Here is a 16,707-nt window from a genome sequence, read left to right on the forward strand (position 1 = left end):
ACCTCGCCGCCCCAGCGCGTCACTGCGCGGGGGTGGCACCGCCGCTCGGGCTCGGGGACGGGGTCGTGCTGGCGAAGTAGTGCCTTTCGAGCGGCTCGCCCTGCACATGGGCCAGCGCTGCCGTCCGGATCTCGCGGTCGCGGCCGGTGAGGCGCTGGGTCTCCTGCCGCCGGAACTCGCCCCAGGACGGCACGACGAAGGTCTCGAGCTGCAGGCCGGCCTCCTCGCCGCTGCGGTAGAGGGCCCACCTCGAGGCGCCGGTGCGGCGGCGGGAGCTCTCGACGCGCCGCATCGCGGTGCGGAACGCGGCGAGGGAGTCGGTGTCGACCCGGTAGGAGACGGTCACCAGCACAGGCCCGTCCGCGGGCTCCGGCTCGAACACCAGGGTGGGTGTGGGCCACGACATCGAGATGCTGCGATCGATCCTCCCCGTTCCGGGCAGGAGGGGGAGCATCCGCACGCTGGCCGCCACCACGAGCAGCAGTCCGGCCGACGCCGCGTAGGCGGTGGGGGTGCCGAGCGCCTGCGCCGCCAGACCCCAGCCGATCGAGCCGACGGCCATCGCTCCCATGAAGACGAAGAGGTAGATCGACGCGCCGCGAGACCGCACCCACTGGGGCAGCGTGAGCTGCAGAGCCGCGTTCAGCACGGTGAGGGTTCCGATCCAGGCCAGTCCCGCGACCACGAGCAGGATCAGCGTCGGCGCGAACGGGAGGAACGCCGCGGCGAGGGTCCCCGCGGAGAAGAGCACGGCGCTCGTCGTGATGACGACGTTGTCGGAGAACCGGCGCCGGGCCGACGGCAGGGCGAAGACGCCGATCACGGCACCGGCGCCGAGGGCTGCGAGGAGGAGGCCGTACCCGCTCGAGTCGAGGCCGAGGCGCTTCGCGGTGAGGGGCAGCAGGGCCCACAGAGCACTGGCCGGCAGCGCGAAGAGCGCCGATCGGAGCAGGATCCGGCGGACGAGGTGCGCCGAGGCGACGTACCGGATCCCCGCCTTCAGAGCGGTGCCGAACCGCTCGCGATCGTCGAGGCCGCTCTGGGCGGGCCGCTTCCACCAGAGGAGCGCGATCACGGCGAGGACGAAGCTCAGCGCGTTGATGCCGAAGACGACGGGGGCTCCGAACGCCGACAGGACGACTCCCGCCAGTGCGGGGCCGATCGCTCGTGCGCCGTTCACCGTCACCCCGCCGAGAGCGGACGACGCGGCGATCAGGTCGCGGGGCACGAGCTCCGGCTGGATCGCCTGCCACGCGGGCGAGGTCAGGGTGGAGGTGATGCCGAGCAGGAAGGTGAAGGCCAGGATCGTCCACGGCGACAGAGCACCGACGGCCGCGACGACGGTCAGAGCGGCCGCCAGCAGCGCGCTGGCCGAGGATCCCCAGATCAGCAGCCGTCGCCGGTCGAGGGAGTCGGCCAGCACGCCCGCCGGCAGGGCGACCAGGAGCGAGGGCGCCAGGCTCGCCGTCTGCACGAGGGCGATGACCACCGCGCCCGCGGCGGCCTCGACCAGGTACCACTGGGCTCCGACGGTCTGCATCCACGTGCCGATGTTGCTGCCCAGCTGGGCGAGCCACAGCACCCGGAACGCGGTGATCGCCAGGGGCGCCCAGGCCGACGGCCGAGCCGGTGGAGGGGAGGCGGGTGACGTCATGCTCGGACCCTACGAAGCCCCGCCGGTCCGCGCACCGCCGAGCCCGGAGGACTCGACAGATGACGGAAGCGGGCTCCTCCGCGGTCCAGCCTCGTCGGCACGACGAGCGCAGGTGCCCCGGAGTGTCCGGCGCACCTGCGCAGCACAGTGCCCTCCCGGTTCCCGCTACTCCCGGATGAACGCCAGGAGGTCGGGGTTGATGACGTCGGCGTGGGTCGTCAGCATGCCGTGCGGGTAGCCCTCGTAGATCTTCAGCGTCGAGTTCTGCAGCAGCTCGTGCTGCTTCAGGGCGGCGTCCTCGTACGGCACGACCTGGTCGTCGTCGCCCTGCATCACGAGGACCGGCACGGTGATGGCCTTGAGGTCCTCGGTCTGGTCGGTCTCGGAGAAGGCGGCGATGCCCTCGTAGTGCGCCAGCGCGCTGCCCGTCAGGCCCTGGCGCCACCAGTTCGCGATCACCGGCTCCGAGACCGTCGCGCCCGGTCGGTTGAAGCCGTAGAACGGTCCTGAGGCGACGGCCTGGAAGAACTCGGCGCGGTTGGCCGCGAGCGCCTCCCGGAAGCCGTCGAAGACGGAGAGCGGCGTGCCCTCGGGGTTCGCCTCCGTCTGCACCATGAGCGGAGGCACCGCCGACACGAGGACCGCCTTCGCCACGCGTCCCTGCGGCTCGCCGTACTTCGCGACGTAGCGGGCGACCTGGCCGCCGCCGGTCGAGTGGCCGATGTGGACCGCGTTGTGCAGGTCGAGGTGCTCGACGACGGCGTTCACGTCGCTCGCGTAGTGGTCCATGTCGTGGCCGGTGCCCACCTGGGTGGACCGTCCGTGCCCGCGGCGGTCGCTCGCGATCACGCGGTAGCCGTGCGCGTGGAAGAACAGCAGCTGCGCGTCCCAGTCGTCCGAGGACAGCGGCCAGCCGTGGTGGAACACGATCGGCTGCGCGTCCGCGGGCCCCCAGTCCTTGTAGTAGATCTCCACGCCATCGTCCGTGGTCGTGAACGGCATGATTCAACCTCCGTGGTCAGGTCGACGCCGAGCCCGGCCCGGGTCGAGTGCAGGGTCATCCCTCTCCCAGGGGTGGGAGCGGTTCCACGCTAACGGCGGGCCTCGGCGGGGCCGGCGGTGCGGATCGATGTTCCTACTTTTGTCCAGACCCTCCTCACGGCGGAGCGCTCCCGGCCGCCCACCGGGTTCAGCGCGTCCGCAGCGCCTCCAGCAGCGCGGCCGGCGTCTCGGGGTCGCGCAGGCTGATCGCGAACTCGCGCTCGCGAGTGGTCCGCACCACGAGCCCGGGGCCCGCGTTCAGGATGAGCGCCGAGCGGCCCGGCATCATCCGGTAGCCCCAGCCGCCCCACTCCGCCGGCCGCAGCTCGGCCGTGCCGACCGAGGCGATCGTCTCGAGCGGGATGCGCCGCAGCGGGATCCCGAGCACCCGCGACACCACGCGCAGCCCGCGACGGTCGGCCGTGACGCGCAACCGCGTGAAGCCGAGGACGACGATCGCGCTCGCGCCGAGGACCACGGCCATCGCGATCGCGGGGCCCGTCGAGCCCTCGGCCAGGAGCGTCGACACCGCGACGGCCGCGGCGACCGCCAGGACGGCTCCGACGACCGCGAAGACCCGGCCCGTCACGGTGTGCGACCAGGCGCCCGACTCCGAGTCGCCGAGCGCCATCCGCTCGACGCGGGTGCTCGACTCCGAGCGGCTGCGCGGAGCGAGGGCGCCCGGCACCGCCGCGTAGGCGAGGCCGCCGAGCAGCACGATCAGCCAGCCGCCCAGCTGCGCCCCCTCGGCCGAGCCCGCCGCGAGCGTCGTGCCGACGGACGTCGCCCAGGCCGAGGCGCCGAGGCCCGCGACGAGTCCGAGGCACGAGAGCAGTATCCGCGAGCCGCGCCCGAGCAGCGCCGCGACGATCCCCGCCACCGCGGGAGCGCCCGAGAGGACGAGCGCCAGGGCCAGCAGCGCGCTCGTCGGAGCCGTCTCGTCGGCGGCGCCGGTCGAGGACCAGTGCGAGGCGAGCACGGGCGGCACGTCGAGCGCGACCCGCGAGACGAGCACGGCGATCGCGGGCAGCAGGAGGGAGGCGGCGGCCAGGAGGGAGCGGGAGCGGTCGGTCACGGGGTGGTCCTCTCGATCAGGCGGATGAGGTCGGCGGAGCTGATCCCGCTGCGGCGGGCCTCGGCGACGAGCTGGTCGACGAGGGCGGTGACGCGCACGAGTCCGGGGCCGGCGGACTCGGCGACCCAGGCGCCCCGGCCGCGGCGCATCTGGATCAGGCCGTCGTCGCGGAGCGCCGCGTAGGCGCGGAGCACGGTGTGCATGTTGATGTCGAGCGACTGGGCCAGCTCGCGCGCCGGGGGCAGGCGGTCGCCCGCCGAGAGGGCACCCTCGGCGACGGCTGTGCGCACCTGCGCCTCCAGCTGGTCGGCGAGGGAGCGCGGCGAGGAGTGGTCGACGCGGAGCAACATGTTCGCAATGTTAGTAGAACAACTGCTCTGGACGCCAGGGACGGGGTACCGTGGAGGGACTCGACCCCGGGGGAGGGGATCCCGATGACCGCTTCGTCGTCCGACCGCGCGCTGGTCACTCCAACCGCCGCCTCGCGGGCCGCGACCCTCCGTCTGGCGGGGATCCTCGTCGCCGCCGCGGGTCTGCTGCAGATCGCGGCGTGGTTCCTGCCGCTGGATCTCGCGGTCACCGGCCTCGGTCGCCTCGGCGCGCTGATCGCCGCCGCCCTCCTCGCCGCAGCCGCCTCCGCCCTGGCGCGGGGCTCGGACGCGAAGGGCGGCATCGCCGGGCGGACGGGTGCGGCGGCGTTCCTCGCCGTCGCGGTGCTGGTCGTCCTCCGACCCCTCGTGGCGTGGTTCTCACCGAGCGGAGCCGAGCCGGCGCGGGGGATGGCGCTCGCCTCCGCCCTCGTGCTCGTGATGGGCGCGGTCGCGATCGTCGCGGCGGTCGTCGGACTCGTCGCCCTGCACCGGGCGCGCACGGCCCGGACCTCGGTCACCGTCGTCGGGCTCGTCGCGGTCGTCGCCGCGGCAGCTCAGGACTACGTGCCCTCTCTCGGGCTGCTCGTCGACTCCTCGCCGAGCCAGGAGCTCCTGATCGCCCTCTGGACGATCGGCTCGTTCGCCGAGGCGCTCTCGCTCGTCGCCCTCGGCGCGGTGATGCTGCTCGCCTCCCGCTCGATCGGCCGCGAGGGCCGGTAGCGCCACCGGTCAGTGCGCCACCCGTCAGTGCACCACCGGCCAGTGCGCCTCGCGTCAGTGCGACAGCGCCAGCGACACCGCCAGCACCACCATCACGACCGCCACTCCCGCGTCGAGCACCCGCCAGGCCGTGCGGCTGCGGAACAGCGGACGCAGCGCCCGCGCCCCGAATCCGAGCGCCGTGAACCAGAGCACGCTCCCCACAGCCGCTCCGGCGCCGAACCACCAGCGCTCGTCGCCGTGCGTGTTCGCCACCGACCCCAGCAGCACCACCGTGTCGAGGTAGACGTGCGGATTCAGCAGCGTCAGCGCGAGGCACGTCGCGACCGCGGTGCGCAGCGACGTGGAGGCGCCGGCCGGGTCGCCCTCGAGCGTGCCGGGGCGCAGTGCCCGCTTCGCGGCGAGGAACGCGTAGCCCAGGAGGAACGCGATGCCGCCCCAGCGGATGACGACGAGCAGCCAGGGCGCCGACTCGAGCACGGCGCCGATCCCCGCGATGCCCAGCACGATCAGCGCCGCGTCGCAGAGCGCGCAAATGGCGACGACCGCGAGCACGTGCTCGCGGCGCAGGCCCTGCCGGAGGACGAAGGCGTTCTGCGCGCCGATGGCGATGATGAGCGAGAGGCCGAATCCGAGACCGGAGGCGGCTGCGAGGAGGGGGGACACGCTCCCGACGGTAGAGCGCTCCGTACCTGTAGACCAGCTCACGCTCCTTCAGTACCGTAAGCAGAACTGATGGGAGCGAGCCGATGCTGACCGATGATCTCGACCTCTCCCGCCTCCGCGCGCTGGCCGCCGCCGTGCGGCACGGCTCCTTCGATGCGGCCGCGCGGGCCCTGCACGTGACTCCCTCCGCTCTCAGTCAGCGGATCAAGGCGCTCGAGACCGCGGCGGGGCGGGTGCTGCTCGTCCGCTCGCGCCCGGTCGTCGCGACCGAGGCGGGGGCCGGCCTCCTCCGCCTCGCGCGGCAGATCGAGCTGCTCGCCGAGGACGCCGTCCGCGCCCTCGGCGGCGAGGAGGCGGAGGGCGCGGGCCCCGTGTCCCTCGCCCTCGCCGTCAACGCCGACTCCCTCGCCACGTGGGTGCTGCCGGCGCTCGCCGGCGTGCCGGGCGTCGTCTTCGAGCTGCACCGGGAGGACCAGGAGCACACCACCGCGTTCCTCCGCGACGGCACGGTGATCGCGGCGGTGACGGCCGAGTCGGAGGCGGTGCTCGGCTGCTCCGTCGCTCCGCTCGGCGTCATGCGGTACCGGGCGATGGCGGCGCCCGCGTTCGCCGATCGCTGGTTCGCCGACGGCGACCTCGACGGGCTGGCCGACGCTCCCGTCGTCGTCTTCGACGAGAAGGACCGGCTGCAGGAGCGGTTCCTCGCCGCGCACGCACCGCACGCCGCTCCGCCGCAGCACCGGGTGCCCGGCTCGACCGACTTCGAGGCCGCGGTCCGCCTGGGCCTGGGCTGGGGCATGCTGCCGGAGCTGCAGGCCCCGGTCGGCGACCCGGGGCTCGTCACCCTGGGCGGCGAACCGGTCGACATCCCCCTCTACTGGCAGCAGTGGTCGCTGCGCACGCCGAGCCTGGACGCGGTGTCGGCCGCGATCGCCGACGCCGCCCGCGCGAGTCTGCGCTGACCGGACCCGGCGGGCGGCACCGACGCCGTCAGACCGCGAACACGTCGCGCAGCGTCACCGTCTCGAGCGAGCGCTCGCGCAGGAGGTCCACCAGCTGCGCGTACACCTGCGTCACCGGGTCGAAGTTCGCGTGCCCGATCACGATGCGCTGCGGCCGGAACCACTCGTCGGCGAAGCCCAGCAGCTGATCGGTCGTGATGAGGCCGGAGTCCGACAGCGAGCCGTACCAGAGCGTCGTCGCCGTGTAGCCGATGCCCGCCGCGGCGGCCCGGCTCGCGCTGTCGGTGTAGCCGAACGGCGGACGGTAGAAGGGAGCGGCCTCGACGCCGTAGGTGGAGCGGATGAACTCGCCGTTGCGGCCGAGCTCCTCCTGCACGCCGTCGGCACTCAGGCTCGTGAGGTCGACGTGCGACCAGGTGTGGTTCGCGAGCTGCACCTGACCCGAGGCGACGAGCGGTGCGAGGGCGGGTGCGCAGACGGTCCAGGAGTCGTACTGCCCGTTCAGGAAGAAGGTGAGCCGGGTGCCGGTGTCCGCCGCGAACTGCGCGTAGGCGGCGACGACCTCGGTGTCGGCGCCGTCGTCGACCGTCCAGGCCATCAGGCTCCCCTCGCCGGGCAGCTCCGTGATGACGCCCTCGGGCAGGGGCACGCGGGCGCGCACGGGAGCGGCGGCCGCGGTCGCGGTCGGCACGGGCCGGGGCGGTGGGGTCGGTGTCGGGGACGTGCTCGCCGCGACCGGAGCGGCGGTCAGCGGGGCGGGCCGGGCGTCGGCGGTGCAGCCGCTCAGTGCGGCCGCCGCCGACGCGATCCCCAGCAGCAGCGCGCGACGCCTCACCGATCCCATGGTCCCCCCTCGTCGGCGCGCCGATCCCCCCGGAGCGCCCGAGCGACCGTATCGCGACGCCGACCGCGGCCGCACGACGAGGCGTGCGGCGCGGCGGGGTGGTGCCCCCGCCCGCGGGCGCGCGAGGATGGACGCATGTCTGGGAAAGCACTTTCCGTGGAGGAGATCGTCGACGGGCGCCATCCGCTGCGCAGCGTCGTGGGCCTGCTCCGGAGGCGCCCGCGCCGCATCCTCGCCGCCGTCGCTTTCTTCGCGGTGAAGGACACCCCGCTGTGGTTCCTCCCGGTCGTCACGGCGCAGGTGATCGACATCGTCGTCGCGGGCGGACCCGGCAGCGGGCTCCTGCTGTGGTCGGTGATCGCACTGGTGCTGCTCGCGCAGAACTACCCGAACCACGTCATGTTCGTGCGGCTGTTCATGGGCACGGTCCGCGACATGGGCGCGGATCTGCGGAAGGCCATCGCGAACCGCCTGCAGCTGCTCTCGATCGGGTTCCACGCCCGGGCGAACAGCGCGATCGTGCAGACCAAGGTCGTCCGCGACGTCGAGAACGTCGAGACGATGCTGCAGCAGACCGCGAATCCGCTGCTCTCGGCGGTGATGGTGCTGATCGGAGCCGTCGCGATGACGGCGATCAACGTGCCCGCGTTCCTCCCCGTCTACGCCCTCGCGATCCCGCTCGCGGTGCTGCTCCGGCGCATCCTGCAGCGGCGGAGCATGCGCCGCAACGAGCAGTTCCGCCGCGAGGTCGAGCGCTTCTCGGCGACCGTCGGGGCGATGGCGACCCTGATGCCCGTCACCCGCGCGCACGGTCTCGAGCAGACGGCGGTGCGCACCGTCGCCACCGGGGCGGAGGGCGTGCGCGAGGCCGGCTTCGAGCTCGACCTGCTCAACGGCCGCTTCGCCTCGCTCTCGTGGGTCAGCCTGCAGCTGCTCGGAGTCGGCTGCCTGGTGCTCGCCGCGTGGGTCTCGATCTCGGGATGGCTCCCCGTCACCCCGGGCCAGGTCGTGCTGCTGAGCAGCTACTTCGCGCTCCTCACGTCCTCCATGACCAACCTGCTGATGCTGCTGCCCCTCGCCGCCCGCGGCTTCGAGTCGGTCCGCTCCATCGCCGAGGTCCTCGAGGACCCCGACCTCGAGCACAACGAGGGCAAGCGCCCCGTCGGCGAGGTGCACGGCCGCCTCACCCTCGAGCGCGTCGACTTCCGCTACGGCGACGACGGGCCCGCTCTGCACGGCATCGACCTGGACCTCCGACCGGGCGAGACGGTGGCGTTCGTCGGCGCGTCCGGATCCGGCAAGTCGACCCTGCTCAACGTGGTGCTGGGCTTCCTCCGCCCCACGTCGGGGCGGATCCTGCTCGACGGCGTCGACATGGAGACGCTCGACCTGCGCACCTTCCGCCGCTCGGTCTCGGTCGTGCCGCAGGAGTCGGTGCTCTTCGAGGGCACGATCCGCGACAACATCGCCTACGGCCTCGGCGACGTGTCCGACGAGCGGATGGAGGCGGCGCTGCGCGACGCGAACGCGTGGGAGATCGTCGAATCGCTTCCCGACCACTGGCACTCCGTCGTGGGGGAGCGCGGCGCCCGCCTCTCGGGTGGGCAGCGCCAGCGGCTCTCGATCGCCCGCGCCCTCATCCGCGACCCCCGCGTGCTCCTGCTGGACGAGGCGACGAGCGCGCTGGACCCCGAGTCGGAGGCGCTGATCAAGGACGCCCTCGGCCGGCTGACCGAGGGGCGGACGACCCTGGTCGTCGCCCACCGCTTCTCCACGATCCGCTCGGCCGACCGCATCGTCGTGCTCGACGCCGGCCGCATCGTCGAGTGGGGCTCGCACGACGAGCTGCTCTCGGTCGGCGGGCACTACGCGCGGATGCACGCGGCGCAGTCGGGCTGAGGCGCTCTTGCCCGCCGCCCGCCGCATCACGTAAGCTACTCAGGTTGCGTGCATCTGCACGCGCTTGCGTGCTGCCCGAGCGGCGGAGGTTCCGACCTCCACGACGAGCGGGCGGTATGCCGACAAGTGACCTTGGGTGGGTCGAGCGGGGCCGAGTGCCGCGTGCGCCCCACGGTAACCACACATGGAGGAAACCATGGCAGCAGTCTGCCAGGTGACCGGAGCCGTTCCCGGCTTCGGGCACGCCATCTCGCACTCGCACCGGCGCACCAAGCGCCGCTTCGACCCGAACGTGCAGAAGAAGACGTACTACGTCCCCTCGCTCCGCCGTAACGTCACCCTGACGCTGTCGGCCAAGGGCATCAAGGTCATCGACGCCCGTGGCATCGAGTCCGTCGTCAAGGACATTCTCGCTCGTGGGGTGAAGATCTAATGGCAAAGCAGCAGGACGTCCGTCCCATCATCAAGCTCCGTTCGACGGCAGGCACCGGTTACACCTACGTGACCAAGAAGAACCGTCGCAACGACCCCGACCGTCTCGTGCTGAAGAAGTACGACCCCGTAGTGCGCAAGCACGTCGACTTCCGCGAGGAGCGCTAGAAATGGCCAAGAAGAGCAAGATCGCCCGCAACGAGCAGCGCAAGGTGATCGTCGACCGCTACGCCGCCAAGCGCCTGGAGCTCAAGAAGGCTCTCGTCGACCCGGCCGGCACCGACGAGTCCCGCGAGGCCGCCCGCGTCGGCCTCCAGAAGCTCCCCCGCAACGCCTCGCCGGTCCGCGTCCGCGGCCGCGACGCCGTCGACGGCCGCCCCCGCGGCAACCTGTCGAAGTTCGGCATCTCGCGTGTCCGCTTCCGCGACATGGCGCACCGCGGCGAGCTGCCCGGCATCACCAAGTCGAGCTGGTGATTTCCGGCGCGCAGCGCCGGTAATCACCAGGCGTTGCTGCGCTCACACGCAAGGGCCTCGCGATCTCACGATCGCGGGGCCCTTGCGTGTTCCCGTGCTCGGAGTGCCGTCGGCACTCCGAGCCGCAGTCGGCTTCCGCAGACGGGCGCGTTCCGCAGAGCGTCCTGCGTAGCGCTCCGCGGAATCGCTTGGCACGCGATTCCGCGATGCGCTCGGCCTTGCGCGACGGGCTCCAGAGCTCGCGGTTCGCGTCGCGGTCCCTGCCTGCTGGTCGAGGAGCCCCGGAGGGGCGTATCGAGACCCGCTGTCGCCGGGGTCTGAGTGCGGACGGCTCGCGTCCGTGGTGGGGGATCTCGATACGCCCGCTGCGCGGGCTACCCGATCAGCGAGGGTGGGCGGAGGTGTCGGCCTGCTGCGCCTGCCTGCTGGTCGAGTAGCCCCGGAGGGGCGTATCGAGACCCGCCGGAGCCGGAGGTGCGGTGTCGGCGGGTCCCGGCCGCAGGTGGATCGGCAGGTGCGACCGGAGAGGGCGTCTGCGACTGGTCGCCGCGGTCGCGATCCGTCGTGAACGATCGTCCGGGGTGAGTGATCCGTCGAGAACGGTCGCCGAGAGCCATTCGGCAGAGCCGTCCGCGACGGATCGGCGTCACCCGGCACGTCCGCGCGCGCAGGACACCCGGGTAAAATCGAGTGCATGAGCACCCCCAGCCTTCCCAGCGTCGCCGAGATCGCGGCGCTCATCGACCACGCGATCCTCAAGCCCGAGCTGACCCGGGCCGAGGTCGACGCGCAGCTCGACGAGGCCCGGGCGTCGGGGTCTTCAGCGTCTGCGTCCGCCCCTCCGACATCGCCCACGCCGTCAGCCGCCTCGAGGGCTCGGGTGTCCTGGTCGGCACCGTCATCGGCTTCCCGCACGGCACCACCTCCACCGCCGCCAAGGTCGCGGAGTCGCGCCAGGCCCTCGCCGACGGCGCGAGCGAGCTCGACATGGTCGTCAACATCGGGCGCCTGCGCAGCGGACTGCTCCAGGACGTCGAGGACGACGTCCGCGCGGTGGTCGAGGCGGCCGACGGACACGTCGTGAAGGTGATCCTCGAGACCAGCCTCCTCGACGACGAGCAGGTCGTCGCCGGCAGCGAGGCGTCCGAGCGCGCCGGCGCGGACTTCGTCAAGACCGCCACGGGCTTCGCGGGCGGCGGCGCCAACGAGCACGATCTGCGCCTGATGCGCGGCGCCGTGTCGGACGCGGTCCAGGTGAAGGCGTCCGGAGGCGTCCGCGACCTCGACACGCTGCTCGCCTACCGCGGACTCGGCGTCACCCGCTTCGGCACCAGCGGCTCCGCGACGATCCTCGGCGACCTGGCCGCCCGCCTCGCCGGCGACTCCTCGGCCGCGCGCGTCGACTCCGCCTCGTACTGACGTGGCGCCGCGCCCGGGCGGCCCGATCGCCCGCTGGACCGCGTACACGCGCCGCCCGCTCGAGGAGAGCGCCCGGGCCCTGAAGGAGCGCGTCTACGCGACCTTCACCGGGCTCGCCGTGATCATGATCTACGCGGTCGGCGACCACCCCGACGCCGGTCACGCGCTGCGGAGCCTCGTCGTCTCGATCGTCGGCATCTCGGCGGCGGGCTTCACGGCCGAGGTCATCGCGCACCAGGTCACCCACGCCGCGCTGCCCTCGAGGGCGGAGCTGCGCGTCATGCTCCGCATCGCCGCCGGCGCGCTCGCCTCCGCCTCGCTGCCGGTGCTGGCGCTGCTCGCGGCCGTGCTGGGCTGGGTCGAGGCGACCACCGCGCTGTGGATCGGCGTCGGGATCTACGCCGGCGTCCTCGCCGCCATCGCCCTGATCGCGGTGGGCCGCGCGGGGCTGACCTGGCGGCAGGGCCTCGTCTCGCTCGCCTTTCTCCTGGGTCTGGGCGCCCTCGTGGTCGGCGTGCTGGCGCTCGCGCACTGAGTGCGGCGTAGGCTCGGAGGCGATGTCGTCACGCACCCGGGTCGCGCTCGGCCGCCGCGAGGATCTGGGCGCCGACTGCGCGAACTGCTTCGGGCTCTGCTGCGTCGCGCTCGCCTTCGCCCGCTCGCGCGACTTCCCCGTCGACAAGCCCGCGGGGGAGCCCTGCACGAACCTCGACTCCGAGGACGCGTGCACGATCCACCGGTCCCTCCGCCCGCAGGGCTTCGTCGGCTGCACCGTCTTCGACTGCTTCGGCGCCGGTCAGAAGGTGTCGACGCACACGTTCGGCGGCGTCTCGTGGCGCGGCGACGCAGAGGTGCGCGAGCGGATGTTCTCCGTCTTCCCGCTGGTCCGTCGACTCCACGAGCTGCTCTGGTACCTCGACGTCGCGCTCGCGCTCGACGAGGTCGATCCCGCCACCCGGGACGGCGTGCGCCGCCGCTTCGACGCGGTGCACGCCCTCACCCTCGCATCGCCGGAGGAGATCCTCGCGGCCGACGTCGACGGCGAGTTCGCCGCCGCCCGTCCGCTCCTGATCGCCGCGAGCGCGGCCGCCCGCGCCGGGGTGCGCTCCCGACCCGACCGCAGGCTCGTCCCCGGCGCCGACCTGCTCGGAGCGGATCTGCGCGCAGTCGACCTCCGCGGCGCCGATCTGCGCGGCGCCCTGCTCATCGCGGCCGATCTGCGCGGAACCGACCTCGGCCGCTGCGACGTGCTGGGCGTGGATCTGCGCGACGCCGACGTGTCGGGCGCCGATCTCTCGAGCGCCCTCTACCTCACCCAGGCGCAGGTCTCGAGCACGCGCGGCGATGCCGCGACCGCGCTCCCGCCGCACTTCGACCGGCCCTCGCACTGGTCGAGCACGACCTCACCGATCGCTGCGACGCCGCCCCGCCCCCGCAGAACAGGACGACGACGATGACCTCGACACCCCCGACCCCGATCCGCTTCGCGATCGTCGGCTCCGGCTGGCGCACCGGCTTCTTCCTCCGCCTCGCCCGCGACGTGCCGGAGGCGTTCCAGGTGACCGGGATCCACTCGCGCTCGGCGCGCCGCGACGAGGTCTCGGCGCGCTGGGGCGTGCCGGCCTTCGCGAGCATCGACGAGCTCGTCGAGCACGGCGATCCCGAGTTCGTGCTCGTCACGGTGCCGGTCGCGGCCGCCTCCGGCATCACGGCCGATCTCGTGCGCCGCGGAGTCCGCGTGCTCGAGGAGACGCCTCCGGCGCTCGACGTCCCGGCTATGCGGCGGATGTGGGACGAGGTCGGCGGCTCCGGACTCGTCCAGGTCGCCGACCAGAGCCTCTTCATGCCCGCGCACAGCGCCCGCTGGCGCGCGGTCCGCTCGGGGGTGATCGGTACTCCGACGCACGTGCAGGTGTGCTCGAACCATCTGTACCACGCCGTCTCGATCATGCGCGGACTCCTGGGCGACACCGGCGATGCGACCCGGGTGAGCGCCCGCGACTTCCGTGCACCGCTCCTGGACCCGCTGACGACGCACGGCTGGACCGACGCGACCGAGGCCCAGGAGCGGACGACCACCCTGGCGACGCTCGACTTCGGCGGCGGACGCTCGGGGCTGTACGACTTCGTCGACAACCAGTGGTTCTCGCCGGTGCGCCACCGCCGCCTCACCATCCGCGGGTCGCACGGCGAGATCGACGGCGACAGCGTCGTGCGGATGGCCGGCCCGCGCTCGGTGGTGGAGTCGCGGATCACCCGGCGGCAGACGGGGATCGACCACAATCTCGAGGGCTTCCACCTCGACACGATCGCGCTGGACGGCGACGTGCTCTTCCAGAACCCGCACCCCGCGGCGCGGCAGTCCGACGAGGACATCGCCGTCGACGCCCTCGTCGGGGCGACCGGCGCCTGGGCACGGGGCGAGGGACCCGCCCCCTATCCGCTCGCCGACGGTCTGCAGGACCACCTGCTGGGTCTGGCGATCCGCGAGTCGGCCGACTCCGGGGCCGACGTCACGACCGCCCGGGAGCCGTGGGCCGATGCCCTCACGACGGAGTCGGTGTTCCGCTGACGTCGTCGGGCACGCCCTCGATCACCTCGCGGTGGAGCAGGTGCGCTCCGTTCCAGCACTCGATGATGCAGCGCGGGAACGCCTCGCGGTCGGGGGAGCGGAGCCACACGGTCGCGGCCTCGCGCGCCCACGCGTCGGAGGCGTAGACGCCGATGACGTCGGTCCGGTCCTCCCACGGGGAGGCCGTCGACAGCACGAAGTGATCGCCGGACATGGCTGCTCCTCGGAGTGGGGGACGTGCCGGACGGTGTCGGGATCGATCGGCGCCGGTGCGGTCGCCTCCACGCTAGCGGGGCGGAGTCCTCCGGGTCAGCCGATCGTGCTGCGGAGCCGCTCGTTCAGAGCGCTCAGCGCGGCCGCGAGCTCGTCGAGGTCGGCGCCGGGGAGCACGCTCCCGCCCTGCTCGAGGCTCCGGCGGAGCAGATCGGTCTCGCGGTCGGGCAGGCCGCGGGAGGCCAGCAGTCCTTCGAGGGTCGCGAGGACCGCGACGAGGGCGACGGCGTCGTCGACGTCGAGCGGTCGGGCGCAGGTGTTCTGCATGCGGTGCTCCGTTCGCGATCGGGACCGGGGGATCCGAATCGGGTGAGGGCCGGGAGGTGCCCCGCCGCCGAGGGCGGCGGGGCACCGGGACGCGGGTCGCGTCAGTTCTTGAAGACGTCCTTGACGTCCTCACCGGTCTTCTTGAGGTCGGCCGCGTGCTGGTCGCGACGACCCTCCTCGACCTTGCCCTCGTCGCCCTGGATGTTCCCGAGAGCCTCCTTCGCCTTGCCGGCGAGGTCCTGGGCGGCGTTCTTGATCTTGTCGTCGAGTCCCATGCGGGTCTCCTTCCACTGGTGTTCGGATCGGCCGGGCGGGTGCACCGGCCGGGGAGGCCGGCGACCGGGGGAGCGGTCGCCGGCGGGGTCGTGAGGGTCGCCTAGGCGACGCGCGGCTCGGCCTCGGGCGCGTCGTCCTCGGGGATGAAGACGTCCTGGACGGTCACGTTGATCTCGGCGACGTCCATGCCGACGATCTCGCGGATCGCCTCGGCGACGGCCGAGCGGACGCCCTCCGCGACGGACTGCAGCGCAGCGGGGTACTCGGCGACGATCACGACGTCGGCGGCGACCTGGCGCTCACCGACCTCGACCTTGACGCCCTGGCCGCGGTCGTCGCTGCCGATGGCGCTGCGGATGGCGCCGATCGCGCGGGCCGCTCCTCCGCCGAGCGCGTGGACGCCGGGGACAGCGCGGGCGGCGATGCCCGCCACCTTCGCGATGACGGCGTCGTCGATGACGGTGCGCCCGACTCCGGTGCCCGTCGTGGTGGTCGCGATGCTGTCGGCCATGGTCTCCTCTTCCGCTTCGTGCCCGATCCGGTCGATCGTGGCGTTCTGGGAGTAGGACGCGGCGGGGCGCCGGATCGTCACGTTGCGACCGGACTCCCTCAGCGAACTGCCAGAGAGACCGCTCGCCGCGTCACCGGGCGGTCATGCGTTCCAGGAACGCGAGCGTCCGCTCCAGCGCGAGGCGCGCGTCGGGGAGCTCGAGGTGGAACTGGTACTCGTGCCCCAGCTGCGCCTCGTGGCCCTCGCCCCAGAAAAGGTCCGTGACCGGGACGCCGAGCGAGCGCAGGTGCGCGGCGAACGGGCGCGACTGCCGGGCCGTGAGGGCGTCGGCGTTGCCTCCGCTGATGAACACGGGAGGGAATCGGGGCGTCACGTGCTCGATCGTCGACATCTGCCTCCCGGCGGCCGAGTCCGACCAGCCGCGGTGGCCGGTGTAGGCCCAGAGCGCGGCGCGGAACGCCCAGCCCGCCACTCCGGTGACCTTGGAGACACCGGAGAGATCGAAGACGCCGCAGTGCAGGATGACCGCGCGCAGCGCATCGACCGGGAGCGTCGTGGTGAGGCCGGCGTCGCGGGCGTAGGAGGGGTTCGTGACGGCCGTCGCGAGCTGGCTGGCGAGCTGCGCCCCCGCGGAGTCGCCCGCGAGGACCATGCCGTCGCGTGCGATCCCCAGGCGGCCGGCGTGGCGGCGCAGGTGCTCGAGGGCGGCGACCAGCTGCTTCGGCGCGGTCGGGTAGACCGCTTCGGGGCCGCGTCCGTAGTCGAGGCCGACCGCCGTGTAGCCGGCGTCGGCGAGGAGGCGGAGGTAGGGCTCGACGTCGCGCCGGTGGCCCGAGATCCACGCCCCGCCGTGGATCCAGAGCACCGTCGGGCGCGAGCCGGGGCCGGGGGAGCGGAACACGTCGACGGTCGTGGCCGGAGCACCGTCGCGCGCGGGCACGATCTCGGCGACGCGCGTGATCCCCTCCGGGACGAAGGGGCGCATCTCCTCGGCGGTGCGCCGCGCCTCGCGCTCGAACACCGCCCGGATCGCGAGCGCGGACGGCCACGGGGTGGCCTGGGCCACCGCGCCGGCCGCGGCCAGCACGCCTCCGGCGCCCGCGATCGCTCCGGTGGTCGCGGTCGTGCGCTTCATCGTCGTCCCCCTCCCGGCGCCGGGGCGCCCGAGCCCCCCTCGGCGGCGCCGCGTCGCTGCAGGTCGAAGGCTACGCACTCGATGTTTCGCCCGTGCGACGGGATTCGCCCGCGG

21 protein-coding genes are annotated in these 16,707 nt (G+C 73.2%); 10 read left to right on the top strand and 11 right to left on the bottom strand.

Going from position 1 to position 16,707, the window contains the following annotated elements:
- Positions 1-19 precede the first annotated feature (19 nt).
- From AC0CID_RS16525 to AC0CID_RS16540, 4 genes are all read right to left on the bottom strand, one after another.
- A complete protein-coding gene (locus AC0CID_RS16525; protein WP_465227683.1) occupies positions 20-1,654 on the bottom strand; it encodes an MFS transporter in 1,635 nt (544 codons plus the stop codon).
- Between the two features lie 165 nt (positions 1,655-1,819).
- On the bottom strand, positions 1,820-2,656 hold the full coding sequence (locus tag AC0CID_RS16530; protein WP_465227684.1) for an alpha/beta fold hydrolase: 837 nt from the start codon (positions 2,654-2,656) through the stop codon (positions 1,820-1,822).
- 187 nt (positions 2,657-2,843) lie between these two features.
- Positions 2,844-3,770: a hypothetical protein gene (locus AC0CID_RS16535; RefSeq protein WP_465227685.1), complete on the bottom strand. Its 927-nt coding sequence runs from the start codon at positions 3,768-3,770 to the stop codon at positions 2,844-2,846.
- On the bottom strand, positions 3,767-4,120 hold the full coding sequence (locus AC0CID_RS16540) for a GntR family transcriptional regulator (RefSeq protein ID WP_465227686.1): 354 nt from the start codon (positions 4,118-4,120) through the stop codon (positions 3,767-3,769). Before AC0CID_RS16540 ends, AC0CID_RS16535 begins: the two co-directional genes overlap by 4 nt.
- An 84-nt stretch (positions 4,121-4,204) precedes the next feature.
- Here AC0CID_RS16540 and AC0CID_RS16545 point away from each other — a divergent pair, with 84 nt between their 5' ends.
- Positions 4,205-4,861, top strand: a complete 657-nt coding sequence (locus AC0CID_RS16545; RefSeq protein ID WP_465227687.1) for a hypothetical protein — start codon at positions 4,205-4,207, stop codon at positions 4,859-4,861.
- A 54-nt stretch (positions 4,862-4,915) separates the two neighbouring features.
- On the opposite strand, the gene AC0CID_RS16550 is transcribed toward AC0CID_RS16545, so the two are convergent.
- Positions 4,916-5,527, bottom strand: a complete 612-nt coding sequence (locus tag AC0CID_RS16550) for a LysE/ArgO family amino acid transporter (RefSeq protein WP_465227688.1) — start codon at positions 5,525-5,527, stop codon at positions 4,916-4,918.
- Positions 5,528-5,610: 83 nt separating this feature from the next.
- On the opposite strand from AC0CID_RS16550, the gene AC0CID_RS16555 reads away from it, so the two are divergent.
- Positions 5,611-6,489 carry a LysR family transcriptional regulator ArgP gene (locus AC0CID_RS16555; protein ID WP_465227689.1) on the top strand — a complete coding sequence of 293 codons (879 nt, stop codon included), beginning with the start codon at positions 5,611-5,613 and terminating at the stop codon, positions 6,487-6,489.
- Between the two features lie 28 nt (positions 6,490-6,517).
- Here the strand turns inward: AC0CID_RS16555 and AC0CID_RS16560 are convergent, their stop codons facing one another.
- Complete coding sequence (locus AC0CID_RS16560) at positions 6,518-7,324, bottom strand: polysaccharide deacetylase family protein (RefSeq protein WP_207406880.1); 807 nt, start codon at positions 7,322-7,324, stop codon at positions 6,518-6,520.
- Between the two features lie 144 nt (positions 7,325-7,468).
- Between AC0CID_RS16560 and AC0CID_RS16565 the strand changes: the two genes are divergently transcribed.
- The 8 genes from AC0CID_RS16565 to AC0CID_RS16600 all read left to right on the top strand — a co-directional run bounded on the left by AC0CID_RS16565 (position 7,469) and on the right by AC0CID_RS16600 (position 14,131).
- On the top strand, positions 7,469-9,232 hold the full coding sequence (locus tag AC0CID_RS16565; RefSeq protein WP_207406878.1) for an ABC transporter ATP-binding protein: 1,764 nt from the start codon (positions 7,469-7,471) through the stop codon (positions 9,230-9,232).
- Between the two features lie 196 nt (positions 9,233-9,428).
- Positions 9,429-9,665, top strand: a complete 237-nt coding sequence (gene rpmB / locus AC0CID_RS16570; protein ID WP_055786157.1) for a 50S ribosomal protein L28 — start codon at positions 9,429-9,431, stop codon at positions 9,663-9,665.
- A complete protein-coding gene (rpmG, locus tag AC0CID_RS16575) occupies positions 9,665-9,832 on the top strand; it encodes a 50S ribosomal protein L33 (protein WP_027692168.1) in 168 nt (55 codons plus the stop codon). Before rpmB ends, rpmG begins: the two co-directional genes overlap by 1 nt.
- Before the next feature lie 2 nt (positions 9,833-9,834).
- Positions 9,835-10,140, top strand: coding sequence for a 30S ribosomal protein S14 (gene rpsN / locus AC0CID_RS16580; protein ID WP_055786161.1), 306 nt, complete (start codon positions 9,835-9,837; stop codon positions 10,138-10,140).
- A gap of 690 nt (positions 10,141-10,830) precedes the next feature.
- Positions 10,831-11,559 (top strand): deoxyribose-phosphate aldolase, encoded by a 729-nt coding sequence (gene deoC / locus AC0CID_RS16585; protein WP_465227690.1) that lies wholly within the window; start codon positions 10,831-10,833, stop codon positions 11,557-11,559.
- Position 11,560: 1 nt separating this feature from the next.
- Entirely contained in the window at positions 11,561-12,094 is a 534-nt protein-coding gene (locus AC0CID_RS16590) for a hypothetical protein (protein ID WP_465227691.1), read from the top strand.
- A gap of 22 nt (positions 12,095-12,116) precedes the next feature.
- Positions 12,117-13,016 (top strand): pentapeptide repeat-containing protein, encoded by a 900-nt coding sequence (locus AC0CID_RS16595; RefSeq protein WP_465227692.1) that lies wholly within the window; start codon positions 12,117-12,119, stop codon positions 13,014-13,016.
- Positions 13,013-14,131, top strand: coding sequence for a Gfo/Idh/MocA family protein (locus AC0CID_RS16600; RefSeq protein ID WP_465227693.1), 1,119 nt, complete (start codon positions 13,013-13,015; stop codon positions 14,129-14,131). The genes AC0CID_RS16595 and AC0CID_RS16600 overlap by 4 nt, the downstream gene beginning before the upstream one ends.
- Here the strand turns inward: AC0CID_RS16600 and AC0CID_RS16605 are convergent.
- The 5 genes from AC0CID_RS16605 to AC0CID_RS16625 form a co-directional block, all read right to left on the bottom strand.
- Complete coding sequence (locus AC0CID_RS16605) at positions 14,106-14,345, bottom strand: hypothetical protein (protein WP_207406870.1); 240 nt, start codon at positions 14,343-14,345, stop codon at positions 14,106-14,108. The two genes, AC0CID_RS16600 and AC0CID_RS16605, sit on opposite strands and share 26 nt — an antisense overlap.
- Before the next feature lie 95 nt (positions 14,346-14,440).
- Positions 14,441-14,671 (bottom strand): hypothetical protein, encoded by a 231-nt coding sequence (locus AC0CID_RS16610; RefSeq protein WP_465227694.1) that lies wholly within the window; start codon positions 14,669-14,671, stop codon positions 14,441-14,443.
- Between the two features lie 101 nt (positions 14,672-14,772).
- Positions 14,773-14,946, bottom strand: a complete 174-nt coding sequence (locus AC0CID_RS16615; protein ID WP_465227695.1) for a CsbD family protein — start codon at positions 14,944-14,946, stop codon at positions 14,773-14,775.
- Positions 14,947-15,047: 101 nt separating this feature from the next.
- A complete protein-coding gene (locus tag AC0CID_RS16620) occupies positions 15,048-15,458 on the bottom strand; it encodes an Asp23/Gls24 family envelope stress response protein (protein WP_251946858.1) in 411 nt (136 codons plus the stop codon).
- A gap of 130 nt (positions 15,459-15,588) precedes the next feature.
- Positions 15,589-16,593: an alpha/beta hydrolase gene (locus AC0CID_RS16625; RefSeq protein ID WP_465227696.1), complete on the bottom strand. Its 1,005-nt coding sequence runs from the start codon at positions 16,591-16,593 to the stop codon at positions 15,589-15,591.
- Between the last annotated feature and the right edge of the window lie 114 nt (positions 16,594-16,707).

It is taken from the genome of Rathayibacter sp. AC451, from assembly GCF_979253095.1.

What these genes read in the sequence shown, in the direction of transcription:
- AC0CID_RS16525 (WP_465227683.1), bottom strand. Translation starts at nt 1,654, where the DNA reads ATGACGTCACCCGCCTCCCCTCCACCGGCTCGGCCGTCGGCCTGGGCG.
- AC0CID_RS16530 (WP_465227684.1), bottom strand. Translation starts at nt 2,656, where the DNA reads ATGCCGTTCACGACCACGGACGATGGCGTGGAGATCTACTACAAGGAC.
- AC0CID_RS16540 (WP_465227686.1), bottom strand. Translation starts at nt 4,120, where the DNA reads ATGTTGCTCCGCGTCGACCACTCCTCGCCGCGCTCCCTCGCCGACCAG.
- AC0CID_RS16545 (WP_465227687.1), top strand. Translation starts at nt 4,205, where the DNA reads ATGACCGCTTCGTCGTCCGACCGCGCGCTGGTCACTCCAACCGCCGCC.
- AC0CID_RS16555 (WP_465227689.1), top strand. Translation starts at nt 5,611, where the DNA reads ATGCTGACCGATGATCTCGACCTCTCCCGCCTCCGCGCGCTGGCCGCC.
- AC0CID_RS16565 (WP_207406878.1), top strand. Translation starts at nt 7,469, where the DNA reads ATGTCTGGGAAAGCACTTTCCGTGGAGGAGATCGTCGACGGGCGCCAT.
- rpmB (WP_055786157.1), top strand. Translation starts at nt 9,429, where the DNA reads ATGGCAGCAGTCTGCCAGGTGACCGGAGCCGTTCCCGGCTTCGGGCAC.
- rpmG (WP_027692168.1), top strand. Translation starts at nt 9,665, where the DNA reads ATGGCAAAGCAGCAGGACGTCCGTCCCATCATCAAGCTCCGTTCGACG.
- rpsN (WP_055786161.1), top strand. Translation starts at nt 9,835, where the DNA reads ATGGCCAAGAAGAGCAAGATCGCCCGCAACGAGCAGCGCAAGGTGATC.
- AC0CID_RS16595 (WP_465227692.1), top strand. Translation starts at nt 12,117, where the DNA reads ATGTCGTCACGCACCCGGGTCGCGCTCGGCCGCCGCGAGGATCTGGGC.
- AC0CID_RS16600 (WP_465227693.1), top strand. Translation starts at nt 13,013, where the DNA reads ATGACCTCGACACCCCCGACCCCGATCCGCTTCGCGATCGTCGGCTCC.
- AC0CID_RS16605 (WP_207406870.1), bottom strand. Translation starts at nt 14,345, where the DNA reads ATGTCCGGCGATCACTTCGTGCTGTCGACGGCCTCCCCGTGGGAGGAC.
- AC0CID_RS16610 (WP_465227694.1), bottom strand. Translation starts at nt 14,671, where the DNA reads ATGCAGAACACCTGCGCCCGACCGCTCGACGTCGACGACGCCGTCGCC.
- AC0CID_RS16615 (WP_465227695.1), bottom strand. Translation starts at nt 14,946, where the DNA reads ATGGGACTCGACGACAAGATCAAGAACGCCGCCCAGGACCTCGCCGGC.
- AC0CID_RS16620 (WP_251946858.1), bottom strand. Translation starts at nt 15,458, where the DNA reads ATGGCCGACAGCATCGCGACCACCACGACGGGCACCGGAGTCGGGCGC.
- AC0CID_RS16625 (WP_465227696.1), bottom strand. Translation starts at nt 16,593, where the DNA reads ATGAAGCGCACGACCGCGACCACCGGAGCGATCGCGGGCGCCGGAGGC.